At 62.1% G+C, this 21550-nt stretch carries 17 protein-coding genes and 1 tRNA gene; 8 read left to right on the forward strand and 10 right to left on the reverse strand.

The window, feature by feature from the left end; translation table 11 throughout:
• Positions 1–92: 92 nt before the first annotated feature.
• The 6 genes from ACPWR9_RS25515 to gloB form a co-directional block, all read right to left on the reverse strand.
• Positions 93–1946: an ABC transporter ATP-binding protein gene (locus ACPWR9_RS25515; protein ID WP_426300580.1), complete on the reverse strand. Its 1854-nt coding sequence runs from the start codon at positions 1944–1946 to the stop codon at positions 93–95.
• Entirely contained in the window at positions 1943–3694 is a 1752-nt protein-coding gene (locus ACPWR9_RS25520) for an asparagine synthase-related protein (RefSeq protein ID WP_426300578.1), read from the reverse strand. The genes ACPWR9_RS25515 and ACPWR9_RS25520 overlap by 4 nt, the downstream gene beginning before the upstream one ends.
• A gap of 120 nt (positions 3695–3814) precedes the next feature.
• Positions 3815–4567 carry a lasso peptide biosynthesis B2 protein gene (locus ACPWR9_RS25525; RefSeq protein ID WP_426300576.1) on the reverse strand — a complete coding sequence of 251 codons (753 nt, stop codon included), beginning with the start codon at positions 4565–4567 and terminating at the stop codon, positions 3815–3817.
• 1 nt (position 4568) lies between these two features.
• On the reverse strand, positions 4569–4751 hold the full coding sequence (locus tag ACPWR9_RS25530) for a hypothetical protein (RefSeq protein ID WP_426300574.1): 183 nt from the start codon (positions 4749–4751) through the stop codon (positions 4569–4571).
• Between the two features lie 219 nt (positions 4752–4970).
• Positions 4971–6659, reverse strand: a complete 1689-nt coding sequence (locus ACPWR9_RS25535; protein WP_426300572.1) for a transglycosylase SLT domain-containing protein — start codon at positions 6657–6659, stop codon at positions 4971–4973.
• A 364-nt stretch (positions 6660–7023) separates the two neighbouring features.
• Entirely contained in the window at positions 7024–7851 is an 828-nt protein-coding gene (gene gloB / locus ACPWR9_RS25540; protein ID WP_426300570.1) for a hydroxyacylglutathione hydrolase, read from the reverse strand.
• Between the two features lie 14 nt (positions 7852–7865).
• Here gloB and ACPWR9_RS25545 point away from each other — a divergent pair, with 14 nt between their 5' ends.
• The 5 genes from ACPWR9_RS25545 to ACPWR9_RS25565 all read left to right on the forward strand — a co-directional run bounded on the left by ACPWR9_RS25545 (position 7866) and on the right by ACPWR9_RS25565 (position 13060).
• Positions 7866–8750 carry a methyltransferase domain-containing protein gene (locus ACPWR9_RS25545; RefSeq protein ID WP_426300568.1) on the forward strand — a complete coding sequence of 295 codons (885 nt, stop codon included), beginning with the start codon at positions 7866–7868 and terminating at the stop codon, positions 8748–8750.
• 11 nt (positions 8751–8761) lie between these two features.
• Positions 8762–9208 carry a ribonuclease HI gene (gene rnhA / locus ACPWR9_RS25550; protein ID WP_426300566.1) on the forward strand — a complete coding sequence of 149 codons (447 nt, stop codon included), beginning with the start codon at positions 8762–8764 and terminating at the stop codon, positions 9206–9208.
• 78 nt (positions 9209–9286) lie between these two features.
• Positions 9287–10024 (forward strand): DNA polymerase III subunit epsilon, encoded by a 738-nt coding sequence (gene dnaQ, locus ACPWR9_RS25555; RefSeq protein ID WP_426300564.1) that lies wholly within the window; start codon positions 9287–9289, stop codon positions 10022–10024.
• A 255-nt stretch (positions 10025–10279) separates the two neighbouring features.
• Positions 10280–10354: transfer RNA gene (locus ACPWR9_RS25560), tRNA-Val, on the forward strand.
• A gap of 465 nt (positions 10355–10819) precedes the next feature.
• Positions 10820–13060: an NADP-dependent isocitrate dehydrogenase gene (locus ACPWR9_RS25565; RefSeq protein ID WP_150681419.1), complete on the forward strand. Its 2241-nt coding sequence runs from the start codon at positions 10820–10822 to the stop codon at positions 13058–13060.
• 103 nt (positions 13061–13163) lie between these two features.
• Here ACPWR9_RS25565 and ACPWR9_RS25570 read toward each other — a convergent pair whose 3' ends face one another.
• Positions 13164–14474 carry an MFS transporter gene (locus ACPWR9_RS25570; protein WP_150681420.1) on the reverse strand — a complete coding sequence of 437 codons (1311 nt, stop codon included), beginning with the start codon at positions 14472–14474 and terminating at the stop codon, positions 13164–13166.
• A 537-nt stretch (positions 14475–15011) separates the two neighbouring features.
• On the opposite strand from ACPWR9_RS25570, the gene ACPWR9_RS25575 reads away from it, so the two are divergent.
• Positions 15012–15911 (forward strand): PhzF family phenazine biosynthesis protein, encoded by a 900-nt coding sequence (locus tag ACPWR9_RS25575; RefSeq protein ID WP_426300562.1) that lies wholly within the window; start codon positions 15012–15014, stop codon positions 15909–15911.
• Here ACPWR9_RS25575 and ACPWR9_RS25580 read toward each other — a convergent pair.
• Positions 15886–17088: an arabinose transporter gene (locus tag ACPWR9_RS25580; RefSeq protein WP_426300560.1), complete on the reverse strand. Its 1203-nt coding sequence runs from the start codon at positions 17086–17088 to the stop codon at positions 15886–15888. The genes ACPWR9_RS25575 and ACPWR9_RS25580 overlap by 26 nt on opposite strands.
• Positions 17089–17543: 455 nt before the next feature.
• Here ACPWR9_RS25580 and ACPWR9_RS25585 point away from each other — a divergent pair, with 455 nt between their 5' ends.
• Positions 17544–18038, forward strand: a complete 495-nt coding sequence (locus ACPWR9_RS25585) for a GNAT family N-acetyltransferase (protein ID WP_426300558.1) — start codon at positions 17544–17546, stop codon at positions 18036–18038.
• Positions 18039–18062: 24 nt separating this feature from the next.
• On the opposite strand, the gene ACPWR9_RS25590 is transcribed toward ACPWR9_RS25585, so the two are convergent.
• Together ACPWR9_RS25590 and ACPWR9_RS25595 are read right to left on the reverse strand one after the other, a co-directional pair.
• Entirely contained in the window at positions 18063–19670 is a 1608-nt protein-coding gene (locus ACPWR9_RS25590; RefSeq protein ID WP_426300556.1) for a Na/Pi cotransporter family protein, read from the reverse strand.
• Positions 19671–19750: 80 nt separating this feature from the next.
• On the reverse strand, positions 19751–20401 hold the full coding sequence (locus ACPWR9_RS25595; RefSeq protein ID WP_246182671.1) for a TetR/AcrR family transcriptional regulator: 651 nt from the start codon (positions 20399–20401) through the stop codon (positions 19751–19753).
• A gap of 151 nt (positions 20402–20552) precedes the next feature.
• Between ACPWR9_RS25595 and ACPWR9_RS25600 the strand changes: the two genes are divergently transcribed.
• Positions 20553–21392, forward strand: a complete 840-nt coding sequence (locus tag ACPWR9_RS25600) for a metal-dependent hydrolase (RefSeq protein WP_426300554.1) — start codon at positions 20553–20555, stop codon at positions 21390–21392.
• Positions 21393–21550 lie beyond the last annotated feature (158 nt).

Consider the following 21550-nt stretch of genomic DNA (forward strand, 5'->3'; position numbering starts at 1 on the left):
ATGTCTCCTTGCATGTTTTGGATCGAGTGTGCGCGTTGACGCTTACGGAAGGCTTACCGTAGCGCGCAACGGAGACGAGACTTACCTAGGGATTACGCGGAGGGTTCCGCGACGAGATCGGCCTGCTGCGCTTCCCACATGCGGGCGTACAGACCATTGCGGGCAAGGAGCGCCGCGTGATCGCCGATGTCGACGATGCGGCCCTGCTCCATCACGACGATGCGATCGGCGCGACAAATTGCCGCAAGCCGGTGAGCCACGACCACGCATGTGGCCCCCGCGCGTTCCCGAGCAAGGCGGCTCAGGATGCGGGCTTCGGTGAGGACATCGAGTGCTGCGGTGGGCTCGTCGAAGAGCAGCAATTGCGGGCGTCCCCATAACGCGCGGGCGATGTTCACGCGTTGGCGCTCACCACCGGACAGCCCGGCAACGGAGATCGCGTGCGGCACTTCGGCGACCGCCGTTACACGTGCGAATTCTTTGCGAATCTCGATATCGTCAGGGAGTGCTTCGTCGGGCAACCCAGCCCGGTAGGCCACGTTCTCGAACACGGTCCGGTCGAACAGGCGGCAGTCTTGTGTGACGAAGCCGGTCACGCGACGCAGTGCCGTTGCCGAGGCAGCATCCAGAGGATGACCGTCGATATGTAGCTGCCCTCGCGTCGGCAACGTCAGCCCTGCCACTAAACGCAATAACGTGGATTTCCCAGCGCCCGAGGGGCCGACGATGGCCACGTACTCTCCCGCATAGATGCTTAGATTGGCGTGCGCGATGATCGACATCCCATTCGTCGTATCGACGCCGACCAGGTCGAGGTGAATACGTGGCGCGCTTTGCGCTGACCGGCGTGGTGAACCCATCTCATCGGCCACACCGAAAAGTGTCGATCGCGCTACGCCGCGCGGGTAGGCCTGTGCGTTGCCAGCATCGACGGGCGCCACCGCCTTTGCCACCGGGTCGGTCGCGGCATCGCGCAGATGCTCATCGACACTCACCAACGCCCTAGCCACTTGCGACACCAACGCCCCGAGCATCGCCGCAGGCAACGCGAATTGCAGCAGATACGCGTTGATCTGCACCAAGGTGCCGACCGGCTCCGCGCCTCGCATCACGTCGCCGACAGCGAACAACGTCATCGCCGACACCCCAAGCGCCATGATCGCCATCTGGCACGCGCTCGTGGCCTGCGCCGTGGTGGCGGTCGCAAGCGCTGCGACATAGCGCGTGCGCAGCCGTTGCGACAGTCGCTCGATTTCGGCAGGCTCCTGCGCAAACGTCTTCACGCATTCGAGTTGACTCAGCGTGTCGGCCAGCGCACCCATCGTCGTGCGCGAGATGTCGTTCGCCTGCGCTTCCCTGCGCGTCACACGTGCGAGCGACGGACGCAGCGTGAGCACATAAGCCACCACGGTGGCACCGAGCAACACGCCGTAGATCGCACCGAAATTGACGGTCAGGATGATGCCGGTCGCAAGCACTTGCACCGCCAGCGGCAACAAACCGAACACTAGCCCCGTCACGATGACGGGCAGCGCGACTTCGACACGAAAGAGGCAATCGAGCGCCTGCCCCGCATTCACCTCGCGCGCACGATGGGCCGGTAAATCGACGAGCCGTGACAGATAACCCTGTGCCGTGCGCCGCCGCAAGTCTTCCATTGCGCGCTGAATCAACAAGTCTTTACCGCGCTCACCAACAGACGCCGCCGACCATAGCACCACGTACCCCACCGCCAGTGGCATCGCAAAGCCAACGGCGCGCTCACCGGTCAGCGCATCGACGGCTAGGCCGAGTACCCATGGGGCTACCAGACGCAAGGCGAGCATCAATGCCGCGGCCAGCGCCGCCATCACGATCCAGAGACGATGGCGCGACGCCTGCGTCTCGCGCGCCCATAGCTTCGCTAGTACGAAGCACAACGCCCGCCAGCCCGCTTGTCGTGTCATACGGTGCCCGCGCGCCAACCGCGTACGAACATCTCGATCGCGTAGAGTCGGCGGATCGTCGTCATGGATTCAAGGTGATGGTGTGCCATGCGGCCGATGGCGCGACGGCACGCATCCCGGTCGATCCATCCGGACGCCGCACAATAGCCGTCAAGGCAAACCTCTTCGATATGCGGAAGGTTCGCCGCCACACCCGCGCCCACCATACCGGTCAATACGCCCTTATCGCGCCGCCACAGGTTGGGTAGCCCGCTTGCCAGATACGCCGCACGACGCAACGGCAGCCGGTTATGAATCGCGTTGAACAGCCGGTAGGTCGGCATCGCTAGCCCCGCCTCGACAACAGGTTGCGTGAGAAACGGAAACACTGTGCCCGCCGCCGCGAGCGCTGGCTGCACTTCTACGTCACGCAAGTTGCCAAGGACGCCCAGAATCTGGGCGCGCTTGCCGGGGCGCATGCGCAATGTCCAGCGCGACAACCATGCGGCTGCCAGCGGTTCGGTGCGCGGCGTGTCGGCAATGCGGGCGGCCGTCGTGAGCAATCCCGTCGAGAGCGCCGCATCGGGATTCGCGTGACGCTGTCGAAGCTGCTCGAACGCGCCCTGCGCCACCCACCACAATGGCAAACGCTGCATGACCGCCAAATCGCGCCACGCGCTGAAGGCCCGCCGCCACTGTCTGTCAGCAAACGCATCGAGGAAAGCCCCGTTTGGCGGTGGCGCCAGGAAGATCGCGTCGCCACCGTGCCCGTTCACCAGACGATGGTCGCGATAGTCGGTGAGCCGCTCGCGCACGGCGTCGAGCTGCGCCAGCATGCACAAATGCAGGGCCGGGCGGGCGAGCCGTGGAATCTGCGCAGCGGGCGAGAATGCCGCGCAGTCGATATCCAATCGCTCGAAGGCCATGCGTACATGTCGCGCCACGCCCCCGGCATGATGCGACTCGTCGCTTGACGGCGACGACGGGTCACGATGATTGATCGCGGTGCAGGCAGGCGCCCGCCCCGACTCGGCAAGCGCCAACGCGAGCGATGTCGATTCCACGCCGCCCGAGAGCTCCAGCACGGCGGGCCGGTCGCCGACGCTACGCTCGACCGAGTGCCGCAATAACCGCAGCAAGCCTTCGCCCGAGGCCACGTTCTGCGCTCGCTCATCGGCCATTTTCCATTCAGGCCACCACACCACGCGCGTCTGCGGCGCGCCTCGCTCAGGAATCCAGAGGGCATGGCCCAGCGGCAAACGCTCCACGTCATAGAGCGCGCACTGTATGCCGCCCAGATCGCCATGGACGAGAAAGGACTTCAGCGCGAGGCTATCGAAGCTGGGGTGGTCGTCTACGAGTGCCACCGGGTCGGCGGCCAGATGCACGGCGCCGTCTCGGCAAAAGCGGTAGTACGTCGGGCAATGCCCACAGGGGTCGCACAGCACGAGCGTCGTGCCGCGCCAGCGGTCGTGCACGATCACGCGATAGTGCCCCCAATAACGCTCGACAAAACGCTCGGGCGATTCGAGCGCCAATCGCGCGACGTCCATACCGGGCGTCACGTCTCGCCCATCATCCTTGAGAAACAACGTGCCGCTGATGTACCACGCCAGCAGTTCGCTCTGCCCGCTCGAATGACGGCGCGTGCTGTCGGTACCCGGGCGGATGCGCGCCACCGGTACGCCGTCCAGACCGCGCATCACCACCGCATCGGGAAAGGGATCGTGTCGTTCGGCCGGTCCCGGTCTGAGGCGGGCAAGTTTCATCGCTGACTCCGTACGTGGATGGGTGATAGGTCGGGAAAGGGATGCGCTCGCGACATCGTTGTGACGTCATCGCGGGTCAGATGCAGCGCAGCGGCCAAACAGTGGCCAAGCAGTGACCATTTAGGCCGGGGTCTCGTAAATCACGGCAAGTTGCTCGCGACGGCGCAGATCGTCCCCGATCACGCGTGAGTCGCTTTCCGCCCAAGCGTGGGCATAGAAGGGTTGACGCTGCACGCCGATCACCAGCCGTAGCCGCAAGCCGTCACGCGCGCACCACGCGGTAAGCGCCGCATACCACGGCAGACACGGCGAGCATTGCGGATACACGAGCGCCGCACGGTGCATCGCCGCCACGTAGGGCAGATAGTCTTGTGGCGCGCCGTACTGCGTGGTGACTTCGGCCTGTGCGCGCTCCACCATGTCGACGACGCCGCGCATCCGTGCGCGCCGGGTCACGCGCTGGGCCTGCCAAAGCCAGTACCCCGCGCGCATCACATCGCGCACACGCGGCGCGCGGGCAACGTCGGCAGGCAGCGCCAGCCAAGCGTCGAAACCGAGTCGTGGCGGAATATCGCGAGTCGCAATGCGAGGGTCAGGTGTGGTGCGTCCAAGCGGCGCGAGAATGCCCTGCGCTTCGAACATCGCCTGTGTCGCAAGCAACGTATCGGCCGAGATATCCCCGTCACGCGGCCAGCCGATCAACTGGCGCAACGCCTGCGAATGCGGATACGAAAGATTGAAGTAGCGGTCGTGCGAGAGCTTGAGCACCACGACGTGACGGTCGATACCCGCGATGTGGACATCAGGTGCCAGATGACGGAAAACCGGCGCGTCCGCACACGCGCCGGTTCCGATTTGTGTCGGGTCGGACACCTCAGGCATTGCCCCCGGTGAGCGGCGGCAACGTAGGAATGCAAATCGGCTTGAAGCACAGCGGCAAAACGGTGATGCCCTCCACGTCGTTGCCGAGTACGCCGCGCGTCGCATGCGTGGCATCCACCGAGGCGAACACTTCGAGTTCGGTCACTTCCTTCGCAGTTGCCATTGCCTTATTCATTTAGCACTCCTTATTGAATGAGTGCGAACGACATCGTCCGCGTCTCCATCATAGGAAACGAGTGGATAAGCATTTATGGGAATTTTCCGAAGGGATGACACGCGGCGGCGACGTCTTTTCGGAGGTTGAAAACAAAACGCCCGCGAGGGCTTCCTCACGGGCGTTTTTGTTTTGGCGCTGCGACGTCCGCCAGCGATGCGTGGCGGCGGTGCGACGACTTTAGCGCTGGGCGGTCTTCGTGACCTTGGCCGGGGCCTTGGCAGCAGGCTTCGCTGCGGTCTTGGCAACCGTCTTTGCCGGTGCTTTGCTGACCGTCTTCGCCGGGGCTGCCTTCGTGTTCGACGCCACCGTCTTGGTCGGCTTGGCGGCCGGGCGATGGTCGACCACACGAATCATCTTGCCGTTCTTGCCCTTCACCAGACGCGTGCGCGGTGCATCGTCGTCATCCTTGCTGGCTGCGGTCGGCGCGGCGGGGGCTGCCGATGCCGCGATCACACGCGACGCATCTTTCACCGGCACGTGCAACACCAGCAGTTGGCCGCTGGTCAGCGTGTCGCGGCGCAGGTGGTTCCAGCCTTTGATCTGCCCGACGGACACACCGCTGCGCGATGCCACGGCGGCGAGCGTGTCGTGCTTGCGGGCACGCACCATCACCTTGCGGGTATCGGGCAGATCCGGCTCCAGCGCCAGCACGGCGTTGGTCGCGACCGAAGCGCTAATGTCTTCGTCGATATCGTCCGAGCGCGGCACCAACAGCGTGGAACCCGCCTTCAGACGCATGCGCGGTGCAATGTTGTTGACCGAGCGGATCACAGCAGCGTCGACGCCCAGCTTGCGCGCCACATCTTCCGGACGCTCGCGCGACGCCGAGGTGTAGGTCGTCCAGCTCGACAGCGGCTTGTCGTAACCCTTCAAACGCTTCTGGAACACTTCGGCGCTATCGAACGGCAGCAGAATCTGCGGCTGTGCAGCACCGAGAATCACCGGCTTGCGGAACGACGGGTTGAGCGCACGGAATTCATCGAGCGGCAGGTCGGCCAGCTTCGCGGCGAGTGCCACGTCGATGTCGCGCTTGGTGGTCACGCTCACGAAATACGGGTGATTCGGAATCTCGGGCAGCTTCACGCTGTAGAGATCCGGGTGCGCGATGATGTTCTTGATGGCCTGCAACTTCGGCACGTAGTAACGCGTCTCGGTCGGCATGCGCAGGCTCAGGTAATCGGTCGGCAGCCCTTGCGCCTGATTGCGGTCGATGGCGCGCTGCACATTGCCTTCACCCCAGTTGTAGGCGGCGAGTGCCAGGTGCCAGTCGCCGAACATCGCATAGAGCTTCGACAGATAGTCCAGCGCGGCGGTCGTGGACGCGAGCACATCTCGGCGCTCGTCCTGGAACATGTTCTGCTTGAGGTTGTACGTCTTGCCCGTGCTCGGAATGAACTGCCACATGCCAGCGGCCTTGGCCGTCGAGAGCGCTTGCGGGTTGTAGGCGCTTTCCACGAACGGCAGCAGCGCGAGTTCCGTCGGCATATGACGGCGCTCGAGTTCTTCAACGATATGGAACAGGTACTTGTTCGAACGCTCGATCATGCGCTCCACGTATTCGGGGCGCTGCGCGTACCACTGCGTGCGGTCTTGCGCGAGATCGGTATCGAGATCGGGGATGGCGAAGCCGTGGCGGATGCGGGCCCAGAGGTCGGCATCGTCGCTGCCGTAGGCCAGATCGTTGATCGAGTCGTTATCGAGGTCGATCGTCTGATCGCTCGACACACGTTGCTTGCCCTTGGCATTCGATGCGAGCGGCGACTTACTCTGCGCTTGGGGCGTGGAATTCGATGCACCTGTAGGTGGCGCTGTACTGGCACAAGCCGCCAGAAGCAGCGTCAGGAGCAAGCTAACGATAAGTCGCATTGATCGGGCTCGAATAGGGTGACATCTTCATGAAATTGGCAAGGATGGTAAGGAAACCCTTCGGATGCGTCAACCTTTATGCCTAAATTTTTTGCAAATTTTCGCCCGAAATGCCCGAAAAATCAGGGTTATTCCTTAGATCGAAGCACTGAATTGTGAACGCTTCGCCACACGCACTTCACGCATTTTGCGCATATACGATGCCATCGATATGACACCGAAACGTCATCGGTGAGGCGATCACACAAGGAAGAGCAGGCACGCGAGCAAGTGTCAACGCTCGGTTCAGGACAGAAGTCATGGCACGTCAGGCTGTTGACAGTCTGACGTACTCAAGATTAGGGCAAACGGTGATGACGACCGATTAACGGAACGTATCTTTCCAGCCGCGCACGGTTGCGAAGACAGCCTCACGCGAGAGCGAAGTGCGGCCCGCGTGCGCTTCGGCCGCGGCCACCACCGCGGGGGCGTCGCTGCGCAGGAAGGGGTTGGTGACGCGCTCTTGTGCGAGCGTCGTCGGCAGCGTGGGACGCCCGGCCGCACGCAGTGCCGTGGCTTCGTTGTGCCAGGCGACGAGTGCTTTGTTGTCGGGGTCGACCGCCAGCGCAAAGCGAATATTCGATAGCGTATATTCGTGCGCGCAGTGCACGAGCGTTGCCGGTGGCAGTGCAGCGAGCTTGTCGAGCGACGCGAGCATTTGCGCGGGGGTGCCTTCGAAGAGACGTCCGCACCCACACGAAAACAGGGTGTCGCCGCAGAACAGGTGGGGCGCATCGGCCGGGCCCGCGCCAAGGAAGTAAGCGATGTGACCCAAGGTGTGGCCGGGCACGTCGATCACGTTAAGCGACATGGCCGGGGCGTCGATGTGGAATGTCTCGCCATCGTGATGCGGATGATCGACGCAGGCGATCGCCTCGTGCGCCGGGCCATGCACGGGCACATCGAAGCGTTCGAGCAACGCGTCGACACCGCCGACGTGGTCGGCATGCTTGTGCGTGATGAGAATGGCGCGCAGCGTCAGTTTGCGCGCATCGAGATAGGCGAGGACCGGTGCGGCGTCGCCCGGATCGACCACGACGGCATCTTTGCCGTCGTCGACGACCCAGAGATAATTATCTTGGAACGCGGGGACCGGAAAGACGGTCAGTGTACCGGTCGACTGCCCGGTCACCGCATCTGCGTGCGCATCCATATATACTCGCCACCATGTCAGAACGTCCGATTATAGACTGGCCCGTTTGGCTCGTCTCACCGCCAGGCCGCTACGCGCTCGCATGGGAACAGGCCCTCTTCGATCAATGGGTCGGGGATCTGTTCGGCTATCATGCGCTGCAACTCGGCCGCCCCGAGCTCGATACGCTGCGCGAGAACCGCATGCCCTACCGGGGCCTCGTCCTCACCGCACCGCGTGGCGTCGAAGCACCGCCTCTCATGACGAAGGCGGCCAGAGATACCACCGATACGAGCAACCTCACCGGCAACCCGTCGTGCGAGACCGCGTCGCCCGTGATGCCCGAGATGGTCACGCGCGACATCCTCGTGAGCCGCTTCGACGAATTGCCCATTGCGACGGCGAGCACTGATCTTGTGGTGCTGCCGCACGTGCTCGAATTTGCCGAGAATCCGCACGACATCTTGCGTGAAGTCGAGCGCATTCTCGTGCCTGAGGGGCAAGTCATCATCACCGGGTTCAACAATTTGAGTCTGTGGGGCGCACGCGAAGAGTTGGGCAAGCTCGCTGGTGCGCCGTTCCTGCCGCCGGGGGCCGATCTCATTGCGTTCACCCGGCTCAAAGACTGGCTCAAGCTGCTGTCGTTCGATATCGACCGTGGCCGTTTCGGTTGCTACCGCCCGCCGCTACGAGGCGAGCATTGGCTGCAACGGTTCGATTTCATGGAACCGGCTGGCGACCGGTGGTGGCCGATCTTTGGCGCCCTTTACGCCGTGCGTGCGGTCAAGCGCGTGCGCGGCATGCGCTTGGTCGGTAAAGTGCGCAAGCGTATACTCGGTCTCCAGCCGGCTGCGGCGCCGGTGGCCACGCCCAACACGACGCATCGCAAGATTGCCGAAGTGGCCGACCTGCCTGATTGATTGTTTGAGAGATGACCTTGCCGCAAGTTGATATCTATACCGACGGTGCCTGCAAAGGCAATCCCGGCCCCGGCGGCTGGGGCGCCCTGCTCGTCGCGGGGCAACACCGCAAGGAAATGTTTGGCGGCGAAGCCAACACCACCAATAACCGGATGGAGCTGCTCGCGGTGATCCGCGCGCTCGAGGCGCTGAATAAGCCCTGCCAGGTGGTGCTTCATACCGATTCGCAATATGTGCAGAAAGGCATCAGCGAGTGGATTCACGGGTGGAAGGCGCGCGGCTGGAAAACCGCTGCGAAAGAACCCGTGAAGAACGCCGACCTCTGGCAGTTGCTCGACGCCGTCTCGCAAAAGCACGACATCGAGTGGCGCTGGGTGAAAGGCCACGCGGGCCATCCGGGCAACGAAGCCGCCGACCAGTTGGCCAATCGCGGCGTCGAGAGTCTGCGCGGGGCGTAAGCCCTGCCCCCTGCTGCGTAGATTCTGGCTGAACGCCCGCCCCATGCAGCACGCCAATTCCGAAAGATACCGAACACCATGCGACAACTCATTCTCGATACCGAAACCACTGGCCTGAATCCACGAACGGGGGACCGCCTGCTGGAAATCGGTTGCGTAGAACTGGTCAATCGGCGCCTGACCGGCAACAACCTGCACTTCTATATCAACCCCGAGCGCGACAGCGATCCGGGCGCATTGGCGGTGCACGGCCTGACGACCGAATTCCTCTCGGACAAGCCGAAGTTTGCGGACGTCGCCGAAGAGCTGCGCGAATACTGCCGCGGCGCCGAGATCATCATTCACAACGCGGCGTTCGACTTGGGCTTCCTTGACATGGAGTTCGGCCGTATGGGCTGGCCGCCATTCATGGAGCATTGTTCGAGCCTGATCGATACGCTGCTGCGCGCCCGCGAGATGTTCCCGGGCAAGCGCAACTCGCTCGACGCGCTTTGCGAACGGCTCGGTGTGAACAACGCGCACCGCACGTTGCACGGCGCACTGCTCGACGCGGAGTTGTTGGCCGACGTGTATCTGGCCATGACGCGCGGACAGAAGAGTCTGGTGATCGACGCCGGTGAGGACGATGAAGAAGGCGGTGCGCAACGCGAAAAGATCTCGCTGCGCCAGTTCGAATTGCCGGTCATTCAGGCTGCGGCCGAAGAAGTCGCGCTGCACGACGGCGTACTCAGCGAGATCGACAAGGGCATCAAGGGCACGTGCGTTTGGCGTACAGAACCAGCACCGCCGGAAGGTGAAGCGGCCCCCGCAGCGTGAGCCGATAATTTTTGCGATTTTTTCGCAAGAACCCCTTCCCAAGCGCAACAAACGTCCCTATAATCGCTGTCTTTGCTGCTTGCGAGTCATCGCAAGAAACGACGTGAAGTGATCGAGAGATATCATCACGACGGCAGCAAAAAAGATTTAAAAGAAAGGTTGCAGACTTCTGCGAAAACAGTTAAAGTTCTGCTCCTGATTGCGAAACGAAAGCTTCAGCAATCAACACTAAGTCATTGATTTAGTTAATGATTTGGGTGGTTAGCTCAGCGGTAGAGCACTGCCTTCACACGGCAGGGGTCACAGGTTCAATCCCTGTACCACCCACCAGTATTTCAGGCTTTTCCGACTCAGCGGTGAGTCAGTCCCCGAGACGGAAAAGCCCTCCTCCGAAATACTGATTCTTGCGCAACTTCCTCTCGCGCACTTTAATTCCCAAGCATCACCAAAGCGAATCAGAACGTCGTCAAACGCGTTTCTGCGCTTGCTTTTTCGCGACAATTCGTTCGCATTTGTCGCTGCGTGCTCGTCAACGGACGATCGCGCGGCCTGCTTTGCCCGTCTCGCGCGTCCGCCCCACGGGCCGAGTGCCGCATGCTGCGGGCGTTTGCACGGTCTCACGGGGCCTATAGGGCAAGTCTTATATAAGACCTAAGCCTTCACATTACGAAAAGGCATTTCAGTTTTGCCCCCGACCCGTGTCACAATCGGGGAAATTCGCACATGGCTACCGGGCTGTTTCCAGTCGGCGGCGTTCCCCCACCTTTTCCTGATTCTTGGATTCGAGACTTCGCGATGAGTAAGCAGCAACCCAGCATCATCTACACCCTGACCGACGAAGCTCCGCTTCTGGCCACGAGCTCCTTCCTCCCGATCATTCGTACGTTCACCGCGCCGGCCGGCGTGGCGGTCGACACGAGCGACATTTCGGTCTCGGGCCGTATTCTCGGTGAGTTCCCCGAGTTTCTGACCGAAGACCAGCGCGTGCCGGACAACCTGGCCGAACTGGGCCGTCTGACGCAAAACCCGGACACGAACATCATCAAGCTACCGAACATCAGCGCATCGGTGTTCCAGCTCCAGAGCGCGATCAAAGAATTGCAATCGAAGGGCTACAAGGTGCCGGACTATCCGGAAGACCCGAAGACCGACGAAGAGAAAGCGATTCAAAAGCGTTACTCGAAATGCCTCGGCTCGGCCGTGAACCCGGTGCTGCGTGAAGGCAACTCGGATCGCCGCGCCCCGCTCGCCGTCAAGAACTACGCCAAGAAGCACCCGCACAGCATGGGCAAGTGGAGCATGGCTTCGCGCACCCACGTGGCGCACATGACGCACGGCGACTTCTATCACGGCGAAAAGTCGATGACGATCGATCGTGCCCGTGACGTCAAGATGGAACTCGTCACCAACAGCGGCAAGACGATCGTGCTCAAGCCGAAGGTCTCGCTGCTCGACGGCGAAATCATCGACAGCATGTTCATGAGCAAGAAGGCACTGTGCGAGTTCTACGAAGCACAGATGGAAGATGCGCGCGAGACCGGTGTCATGTTCTCGCTGCACGTGAAGGCCACCATGATGAAGGTCTCGCACCCGATCGTGTTCGGCCACGCCGTGAAGATCTTCTACAAGGACGCCTTCGAGAAGCACGGCAAGCTGTTCGACCAACTGGGCGTGAACGTCAACAACGGTCTGGTCAATCTGTACGAAAAGCTCGAAACGCTGCCGAGCACGCAGCGCGAAGAAGTCATCCGCGATCTGCACGCGTGCCATGAGCACCGTCCGGAATTGGCGATGGTCGATTCGGCCAAGGGCATCTCGAACCTGCACGCGCCGAACGACGTGATCGTCGACGCCTCGATGCCGGCCATGATCCGCATCGGCGGCAAGATGTGGGGTGCCGATGGTCGTCCGAAGGACACCAAGGCTGTGATTCCGGAAAGCACGTTCGCGCGTATCTATCAGGAAATCATCAACTTCTGCAAAACCAACGGCAACTTCGATCCGACCACGATGGGTACGGTGCCGAACGTTGGCCTGATGGCGCAGAAGGCAGAAGAGTACGGCTCGCACGACAAGACGTTCGAAATCGCTGAAGACGGCGTGGCGAACATTGTCGACATCGCGACGGGCGAAGTGCTGCTCTCGCAAAACGTGGAAGCGGGCGACATCTGGCGTATGTGCCAGGTCAAGGACGCGCCGATTCGCGACTGGGTGAAGCTCGCCGTGAACCGCGTGCGTAACTCGGGCATGCCGGCCGTGTTCTGGCTCGACCCGTACCGTCCGCACGAAGCCGAACTGATCAAGAAGGTCGAAACGTACCTGAAGGATTACGACACCAACGGTCTCGATATCCAGATCATGTCGCAAGTGCGCGCCATGCGTTACACCCTGGAGCGCGTGATCCGCGGTCTGGACACCATCTCGGTGACCGGTAACATTCTGCGCGACTACCTGACCGACCTGTTCCCGATCATGGAACTGGGCACCAGCGCCAAGATGCTGTCGATCGTGCCGTTGATGGCCGGTGGCGGTATGTACGAAACGGGTGCTGGCGGTTCGGCACCGAAGCACGTCAAGCAACTGGTGGAAGAAAACCACCTGCGTTGGGACTCGCTCGGCGAATTCCTGGCGCTGGCCGTGTCGCTGGAAGACCTGGGCATCAAGACGGGTAACGAGCGCGCGAAGATTCTCGCCAAGACGCTCGACGCTGCCACGGGCAAGCTGCTCGACAACAACAAGGGTCCGTCGCCGAAGACTGGCGAGCTGGACAACCGCGGCAGCCAGTTCTATCTGTCGATGTACTGGGCGCAGGAACTGGCCGCTCAGAAGGACGACGCCGAGTTGGCCAAGCAGTTCGCGCCGCTGGCCAAGCAACTGACCGAAAACGAGAAGACCATCGTGGGCGAACTCGCCGACGTGCAAGGTAAGCCGACCGACATCGGCGGCTACTACAAGCCGGACTTCGCGAAGCTCGATCAGGTGATGCGCCCGAGCAAGACGTTCAACGCTGCGCTGGAAAGCGTCGCCAAGGCGTAAATAGGTAGGACAGCAGCAACAAAAAAGCCGGCAAATTGCCGGCTTTTTTGTTGGCTTCACCACCCGACGCAGGCCGGGTGGCGTAAGACTCACAGACTCCGCATCAGCGGTTGACCTGCTCCTTCGACTGCGTGAGTGCCAGCACGGCACCCAGGGCAAGCGCCGCCGACACGCAGTACATCCCTGCGTTCGTGCTTTGCGTCACGTCCTTGAGCCAGCCGATGATGAACGGGCTCACGAAACCGGCCAAGTTACCGATCGAGTTGATCATGCCAATGGCCGCCGCCGCCGAGCCGCCCACGAGCAGTGCGCTCGGGTACGTCCAGAACACCGGCATCGTGGCGAGCATACCTGCCGTGCCGATCGACAGTGCGACCATGGCCAGCGGCACGTTATTGCCCCACACCGTGCTCAGATACAGGCCAACGGCGCCAGCAAACGACACGATCGCGAAGTGCCAACGGCGCTCACGCGTGCGGTCCGAGCTGCGAGCCACGGTGATCATACTCACCACGGCGCAAGCGTAAGGAATGGCCGTCAGCAGGCCCACGTCGAGTGCGTTCTTCACACCGCTGGCTTTGATCAGCGTCGGCAGGTAGAAGCCGATGCCATAGAGGCCCATCATGCAGCAGAAGTAGATCAGCGCCATCAGCCACACGCGGCCGTTGGTGAACACCGAGCCGATCGAGTGCTGGGCCTTGCCAGCGCTGTCTTGTGCGATGTTGTTCTCGAGAATCGTCTTCTCTTCGTCCGTCAACCACTTGGCCGCACGAATGCCGTTCGGCAGGTACATCAGCGTGACGACACCGAGAATCACCGACGGAATGGCTTCGATGAAGAACAGCCACTGCCATGCCGCCCAACCACCCACGCCGTTGAACGCCGCGAGAATCCAGCCCGAGAGCGGGCCGCCGAACACACCGGCGATAGGAATACCGATCATGAACAGCGCGTTCATGCGGCCACGGCGCTGCGCCGGGAACCAGTAGGTGAGGTACAGCACGATGCCCGGGAAGAAGCCCGCTTCGGCCACCCCGAGGAAGAAGCGCACCAGATAGAACTGCGTGGGCGTCTTGACGAGCAGCGTTGCGGCCGAGAGCACGGCCCACGTGATCATGATGCGGGCGATCCAGCGGCGCGCACCGACCTTGTGCATGATGATGTTGCTCGGCACTTCGAAGAAGAAGTAACCGATGAAGAAGATGCCGGCCCCCAGACCGTACACCGTCTCGCTGAACTGAAGATCGTTCAGCATTTGCAGCTTGGCGAAGCCCACGTTCACGCGGTCGAGGTAGGCCGCGACGTAACACAGGAACAAGAATGGCAACAAACGCCAGGTGGCTTTCGCGTAGGCTTGCGCCTCGATTTCGCGCGTGCGTGCGCCGGTATTGGTACCGCTAGCGATAGTACTCATGGTCTCCACTTCGATCGTTGGCTGCCCTCGCAGCCAAAACTGCTACTGCAACGCTGCCCACGGACCACTCGCACCGATCACGCCGCCTTACCCACTCGACTGCTCTCTCAGACCGCACGATTCTCGTGTGACGAGAATGCATCACACGGGGTCCGGAGGCATTGTCTCCGGACGTCGCGCCTCAGCCGGATAGGCCGCTGCGCCACGGTTCTCACCCTGCCATCCCCTTTCGTTTTTGGGAGGCCGGCGCGATTGTAAACCATCGAGCGCCGCTCGACTTCGAGCACTGATTCAGTCAATGGTTATTTTCTGAAAGCGCATCCTGTTTCATATGTCGCAACAATGTGACGCATTGCGTGAACTGACATTGCACACTGTTCGTACCGCTGTCAGACGCGAAATCCCGCTCGCTGCGGGCAACACGAGCACTGACACGCAAGTCGATGCCGCGCCGAATCCGAAAATACCTTTTCGATGAGGCTTACGCGCCGCCAGCGCAGCGCGTAATCTTTCGTAGACAACGAACTTCGTAAGCCTATGACGCCGCACACCTCACCCTCGCTTCCCGCTCCCGCCACCGTCTCGCTGGTGAGCGTCTTTCCTGCTGCCACCAATGGTGGCAACCCCGCCCCTATCGTGCTCGACGCCGATGCGATGCGCCCTGACGAGATGCGTAGCGTTGCAGCGCATTACGGTCACGAGAGTGCGTTCGTCATGGCGCCAGAACATGCGGGTAACGCGTGGCGTTTCCGATTCTTCGTGCCGAATCATGAAATGGAGATGTGCGGACACGCGACGCTGGGGTCGCTGTGGGTGCTACGCCGCGCTGGGCGATGGGATGGCAAGCCCGTCAAAATCGAAACGTTGAGCGGTCTGGTCGACGGCCAGCTAGCCGCCGACAGTGAACACATCGAAGTGAGCCAACCGGCCGGACGCACCGAACCGATTCTCGACGCCAGTGCAATCGCCGCCATTTGCGCGACGCTGCGCATCTCGCCCGACGACATTGCGCCCGAAGGCATATGCAACGCCGCCACTAGCCGGGTGAAGACGTTGGTGCCGCTGCGTAACGTTGAACAACTGCAAGCGCTTCAGCCCGATTTCTCGACCATGCTTGCCACCTGCGATGCCATTGGCTCGACCGGGCTTTACCCCTGCGCACGGGAATCGGCAGGCGACGGCAAGACACTGCCCGTATTGCAAGCCCGCCAGTTCCCGCGTTCGTCCGGCTACCCAGAAGATGCGGCGACCGGCATCGCAGCCGCCGCGCTGCTATACGGCGCACGCCGTTACGGTTGGCTGGCACCGGGCGAGCGTGGCGTCGTGGTGCGTCAGGGTGTGGCGATGGGACATCCCTCTGCCATCACCGTGACACTACGTGACCCACTCGATGCCGCCGCCGGTTGCTGGATCAGCGGTGACGTGCACGCAATGTGACGACCACCACCGCACCGAGTACGGCCGCGACACCGCCGCAAAGAAACACGGCACGATAGCCGAACGGGTTGGCAACGGCCCCTGCGAGCGGTCCGGTCAGCAAAATGGCGATGTCTTGAAACGCGGCATAAGTCCCCAGACTCGTGCCGCGACTCGCCGCCGGGGCGCGCTTGACGACTTCGATACCCAGCGAAGGAAAGATCAGCGATGCACCGGCCCCGGCAAGCGCGGTGCCAACCAACGCCAGCCCAGCACCCGGTGCTTGCCAGACCAGCAACAATCCCAGCGCTTCCACGATCATCGAAATTTGCGCAACACGCAGATTGCCGAACCGCTCCGGCCAGCGTCCGCCGATGAGACGCATCAACACGAACGCCGCCCCGAACGCCGACAGTGCGAGTGCCGCCCCCGACCAACGTGCGGAGTCGAAGAACAGCACCACGAACGCGCCGACCACCGCGAAACCGACGCCTTGCAACGCAAGGGCGAGACCGGGCAGAAAGACGATCCGCAGCACCTGCGAATACGGCAACGCACCGCCTTCGTGATGCGCGGGGGCTACCGCCGGAATGCGCGCAATCACGCACCATCCGAGGAGCGGCAGCAGGCAGATCGCGATGGCAACACCGGCGAGCGACGTGACGCTGTAGAGCGTCAGCCCCACCGGCGCTCCCACGGCGAGCGCGCCGAAGATGGCGGCGCCGGTCCACGACATCACGCGGCCTGATTGCGGTGCGCCGAGACTACCGATCGCATACGTGAGTGTGCCGGTGATGACGAGACTCTCGCCGACGCCAAGCAACAGTCGCGCAACGGTAAGTACGCCAAGACGAGGCGCGGCGGGCAGCACAAGCCAACTGGTGGCGAGCAGCGCGACGCCCGAGAGCGAGACGAAAAACAACCCACGTTGAAGGGCAACGCGCGCCCCTCGTTGATCGGCCGTCCGTCCCGCGAACTTACGCGTGAGCACCGTAGCGAGCGATTGAATGCCGACGGCAAAGCCGACGACGACGTTGTGATAGCCGAGCGTGTCATGCACGAACAGCGGCACAACCGAGAGCGACATGCCGATGGTCAGGCAGGCGAGAAACACGTTGAGAGAGAAGCGCACGAGCAACGCTGTGGCGTTGGCAGGTGCGAGCGCCGCCTGAGCGGGCGATGCAGCAGAAGACGACATACGAAAAGACTCCACGTAAGACCGGCGCGCATGACAAATCGAGCGCTAGCCGGCGGTCGAACGACCGCGACGCAGAGGGTCACCGGGGGAATCAGGGAAAGAGAATACGCAGCGCGGAGGAGGACCGGTGCAATGGAAAACATTGTCCGGCGATCGCCATACGAACGCACATCCCTCGCTTGATAAGCCGGACTGACCGACCGCTGTCGCGGAGAATGCGTTGGTTGACGTGAACGCTTACGTGGCACCGGCACATCATCATGTGAGTCACATGAATCGCCACCGACTGCCATCAATCAATTGCGGATTCTAGCGGGGCGTTTCATGTCGCGCAAGATGGGGTGACGCGACGCAGCAACATCCCGATGTGAGGGTCGGGGGCACTGAGCCAAACGGTCACACGGCGGCGACACAATATCTTTCACTCTCCGCAACGCCTCACACGACGACATCGAATGGCACATTCTCAGCACGACGAGCCGATGCGTTTCGGTATTCACCGGCTCTCGGATAACGACTATGAAGACGCGGCTCGGCTCGTTCGAAAGAGCTTCACGCACTATGTCGCGCCAGACTGGTCGATGGAAGCGAGCGAGTCATTTTGTGCGGCGGTCTCCGCTGCCATGCTCCAAACCGGTGACGAAGCACATCGCTATTGCATCGGATGGTTCGATGCTGGTGTCATGACGGGCGTACTTATCATGCCGAAGCCCACGTGGTTGCGCATGCTATTCGTCGATCCCGTCAAAGCACGCCAAGGTATTGGCAGTCGTCTGTGGAACCACGCGTGCGTGCATTTGGGCACGCATCATCCCGACATTCGCGAAGTCACACTTTACGCGTCGCCGTACGCCTATCCGTTCTATCAGGCGCTCGGGTTCGTGTCGCGAGGCGAAGAATCTTGCGACGACGGTATGCGGGCCACGCCCATGGCATATCAGATGGCTTGAGAAGGCCCAACCTCGTCAAAACGATCAATCGATCGGATCGGTGCCTCTCGCCAGCCGCGTGCTCGCCTTCACCGTTTGTTGCAGCGCGCGACGCAACGCACTGTAGCGGCGCAGGGCTTCTTCCATCACGGCAATACGTACGGTGCCTGCTGCACCGTCGGCAAGCAGCTTCGCCTTGAGCCCACCGTAAGACGCTTCCATCGCCGACGCATGCGTTGTGAGCGACTGGCCGCCATCGGCAGGCATCGCATCGCCCTCCACGTGATCGAGCAACGCTGTCGCTTCGCGCACGAAGGCGTTGTAGACATCGGTCAGCCCTGTCGCGGTGTTCGTCTGATCGCGCAGCGCGGCGGCGGCCACGGCTTGCTCGGCGGCACTTTCGTAATAGCGCAATGTGCGCAGCGTATTGGCGAGCGCTTGTGCCGCCCCTGCCTCCATCGCCACGCGGCTCATGCGTTCGGCAAACGTCTGACAGGCGCCGCCCAGCCGTGTCACCGAGGCGTGCTCTTGCGAGAGTGCGCCTGCACTCGTGCCAAGCAGCGCGCCGCGCACCATGTGTCGACACATGTCGCCGAGTCGATCCACTTCGTGTTTCAGGGCTTCTACCGCCAGTTGCGGCACTTGCAGCACGTTATCGTCGAGAAACTGCGGCGCGCCTTCGTCTTCCTCTCGAGTGCGGAAGCGTCGCTCAAGCCAATGCAACAACGGCGTGGCTAGCGGAATCATCAGCAGCACGCCGAGCACATTGAAAGTGGTGTGGAAAATGGCGAGCTTGATCGCGGGATCGTCGGCGTAACCGAGCCAGCGCATACCGGCGGTAATCGCACCGATCATCCATGGCAGCAGAAGCAACGCCACCAACGCCGCGACGACGTTGAATGCCACGTGCGCCATGGCTGCCCGCCGTGCGTTGGGCGTCGCGCCAATGCCCGCGATGACGGCCGTGACCGTCGTGCCGACGTTCGCACCGATCACCACAGCGGCCGCGCCCTGCGCGCTCAGCATGCCGTTTTGCGCGGCGGTCAGCGTGATCGCCATGGCGGCGGCAGACGATTGCACGATGCACGTCAGCACGAAGCCGACGACCACTTGCAGCAGCACATCGAGCGGCCCTTCGCCGTCCGGCATGCGAATCGCCCCGGCCATATCGATAAATGCCGATTGCAGCAGCGAGATACCGAAAAAGAGCAGGCCGAAGCCCGCGAGCGCGCCGCCGATGGCGCCACGCCGCGAGCCGGAGCCGGTCAGGCGCAGTGCTACGCCGACGGCGATCATCGGCAGCGCAAACGCGTCGATATTGAATTTCAGCCCGATGACGGCGACGATCCAGCCCATCATCGTCGAGCCGAGGTTCGAGCCGAACATCAGCCAGAGGGCGCCGCCGAGTTTGAGCAGACCGGCGTTGACGAAGCCGATGGTCGCGATGGTCACGACCGACGACGACTGCGTGATCGCGGTGACAAGCACACCTGAAGCGAAGGCTTGCCATCGCGTACGTGTGGCACCTGCGAGGATGCGTTCGAGGGCCGGTCCCGCGGCGAGTTTCAGGCCGTCGGACATCATCGACATGCCGATCAGAAAGATGCCGACGCCGCCGGCCAGAATGCTTACCGCCTTAACGATTTCGCCCATGGAATGCGTTTCCTTTGTGCGACGGGGGGAGGACAGCTAAGCGATGCGCAAACCACCTTCAAATCACGGTCAAACCACCTTCATACGTCTGCGCGCAAAACGCCCCAGCATAACCGGTAAAGCTCGTCTTCGAATTCCGGAGTGCCAAGCAATGGCGAGTCTTCGAGGGCTGCCGAGCGCAGCGTCCCCATCACCGCGCGGGTCAGCACGAACACCGTCGCGGCGGTGGGTGGGCGCATGCCGGGTGCATCGCGCCGGGCCATGGCGATAGCGATGTGTTCCGACGCTTCGCGCAGGGCTTGCATGATGTTTTCGTGGTGGTCGAGTTGCCAGGCCATCTTGATGAGCGAGCGCTTCACGCGTCCGCCGGAGCCGAAGGCTTCGATCAATACGCGCAGCCGCTCGCGAATCACACGTTCGGGGTCGGCCCCCTCCTCCGCTGCCCGGGCGAGCCGCTCGTTGAGCTCGTCCATCACGCGACGGCGTTCGCGGGCGATCATCGCGAGCAGGATGGCTTCCTTGGTCGGGAAGTACTGATACAGGGTGCCAATCGAGAATCCGGCCTTTTTGGCGATGCGATTGGTGGTCAGGGCGCCTTCGCCTTCCTCATCGAGAACCTGAGCAGTCGCTTCGAAAATGGTCTCCACGGTGTGTTGCGCGCGAGCTTGCATCGGCCGCTTTCGCATAGTGGACGGGGCACCCAGCGGTGCGGGCGATTTCGGTGTGGACATGTCGAAAAACCTGAGTGGGAAGCGAGTTGCGGCAAAGCGCGCGAGAAATGAATAATGCTCACATTCGCTACGGAATTCAAGCAACGACTCGCGGGTGTCACAAAAAACCGGCGGCAGCGATTCCAGCAACCCAATTTGAGAGGCAAGCGCCATGACCACTGACACTTCCGCCCTGACCGTCCGCAAGCTGACCGTCGATCTGGCGAGCGGCTTCGACCGCTACTGGCACAGCGGGGATGCGTACCGGACGATGTATTACAACGCGCTGTCGATGAGTTTCCCGGTCGGGGAGCAATCGTTTATCGACTCCGTTCGTGACACGATGGATCGTCTGCCCGAGGATGCGCGCTACGACAAGTTGCGCGCCGACATTGCGCAGTTCATTGGGCAAGAGGCGACGCATCGCCACTTGCATGGGCAGTACAACGCGCAGTTGACCAAGCAAGGTTTGGTGAATCATTGGGAAAACTGGGCGACGCGCCGGATCCAATTTGCGCGGCGCCGCAAGCTGTCGCCGATGTACATGCTGGCGGTAACGGCGGCGTATGAGCACTGCACGGCGGTGTTTGGCGACGGAGCATTGCGTTATGACCGCTGGCTGGCGAAGGCAGAACCAAAGATGCGCTTGATGTGGCGTTGGCATGCGGCGGAAGAGACTGAGCACAAGGCGGTAGCGTTCGATCTGTATCGCGCCTTGGGTGGTAGCGAGCGGATGCGCGTTCTCACGTATGTGTATGTGTTGATGATGTTTGCGCTCGAGAGTCACGCGCAGACGATCAGCAACTTGTGGCGTGACGGTTCGTTGTTCAAGCCGAGTACGTGGTGGGGGTTCACGACGATGTTCTTCGGGCGCGATGGCGTGGTTTGGCGTTGCACCGGGCCGATGCTGAAGTACATGTCGACGGGGTTTCATCCGAACAATCATGGGGATCCGGCGCTAGCTGAGAACTGGCTGGCTGCGCATAACGCGGATTGGCGGGCAGTGCGTTGATTAATCTCATAGCTCGGTGGTCGGCCGCCGGGCCGGCCCCCGTTTTCGTCGCTCCCCGTTAATCGCGTTGGGAAACGGGGGGCGGGCCCCCGGCGCGGGACCCCCCCCCCCCACGTCGCCCCCCCGCCCCCGACCCCCCGCGCGCGGCGCACCCACAC

The sequence above is a fragment of the Pandoraea pneumonica genome (genome assembly GCF_049918595.1).
Classification (GTDB): Bacteria; Pseudomonadota; Gammaproteobacteria; order Burkholderiales; family Burkholderiaceae; genus Pandoraea; species Pandoraea pneumonica_A.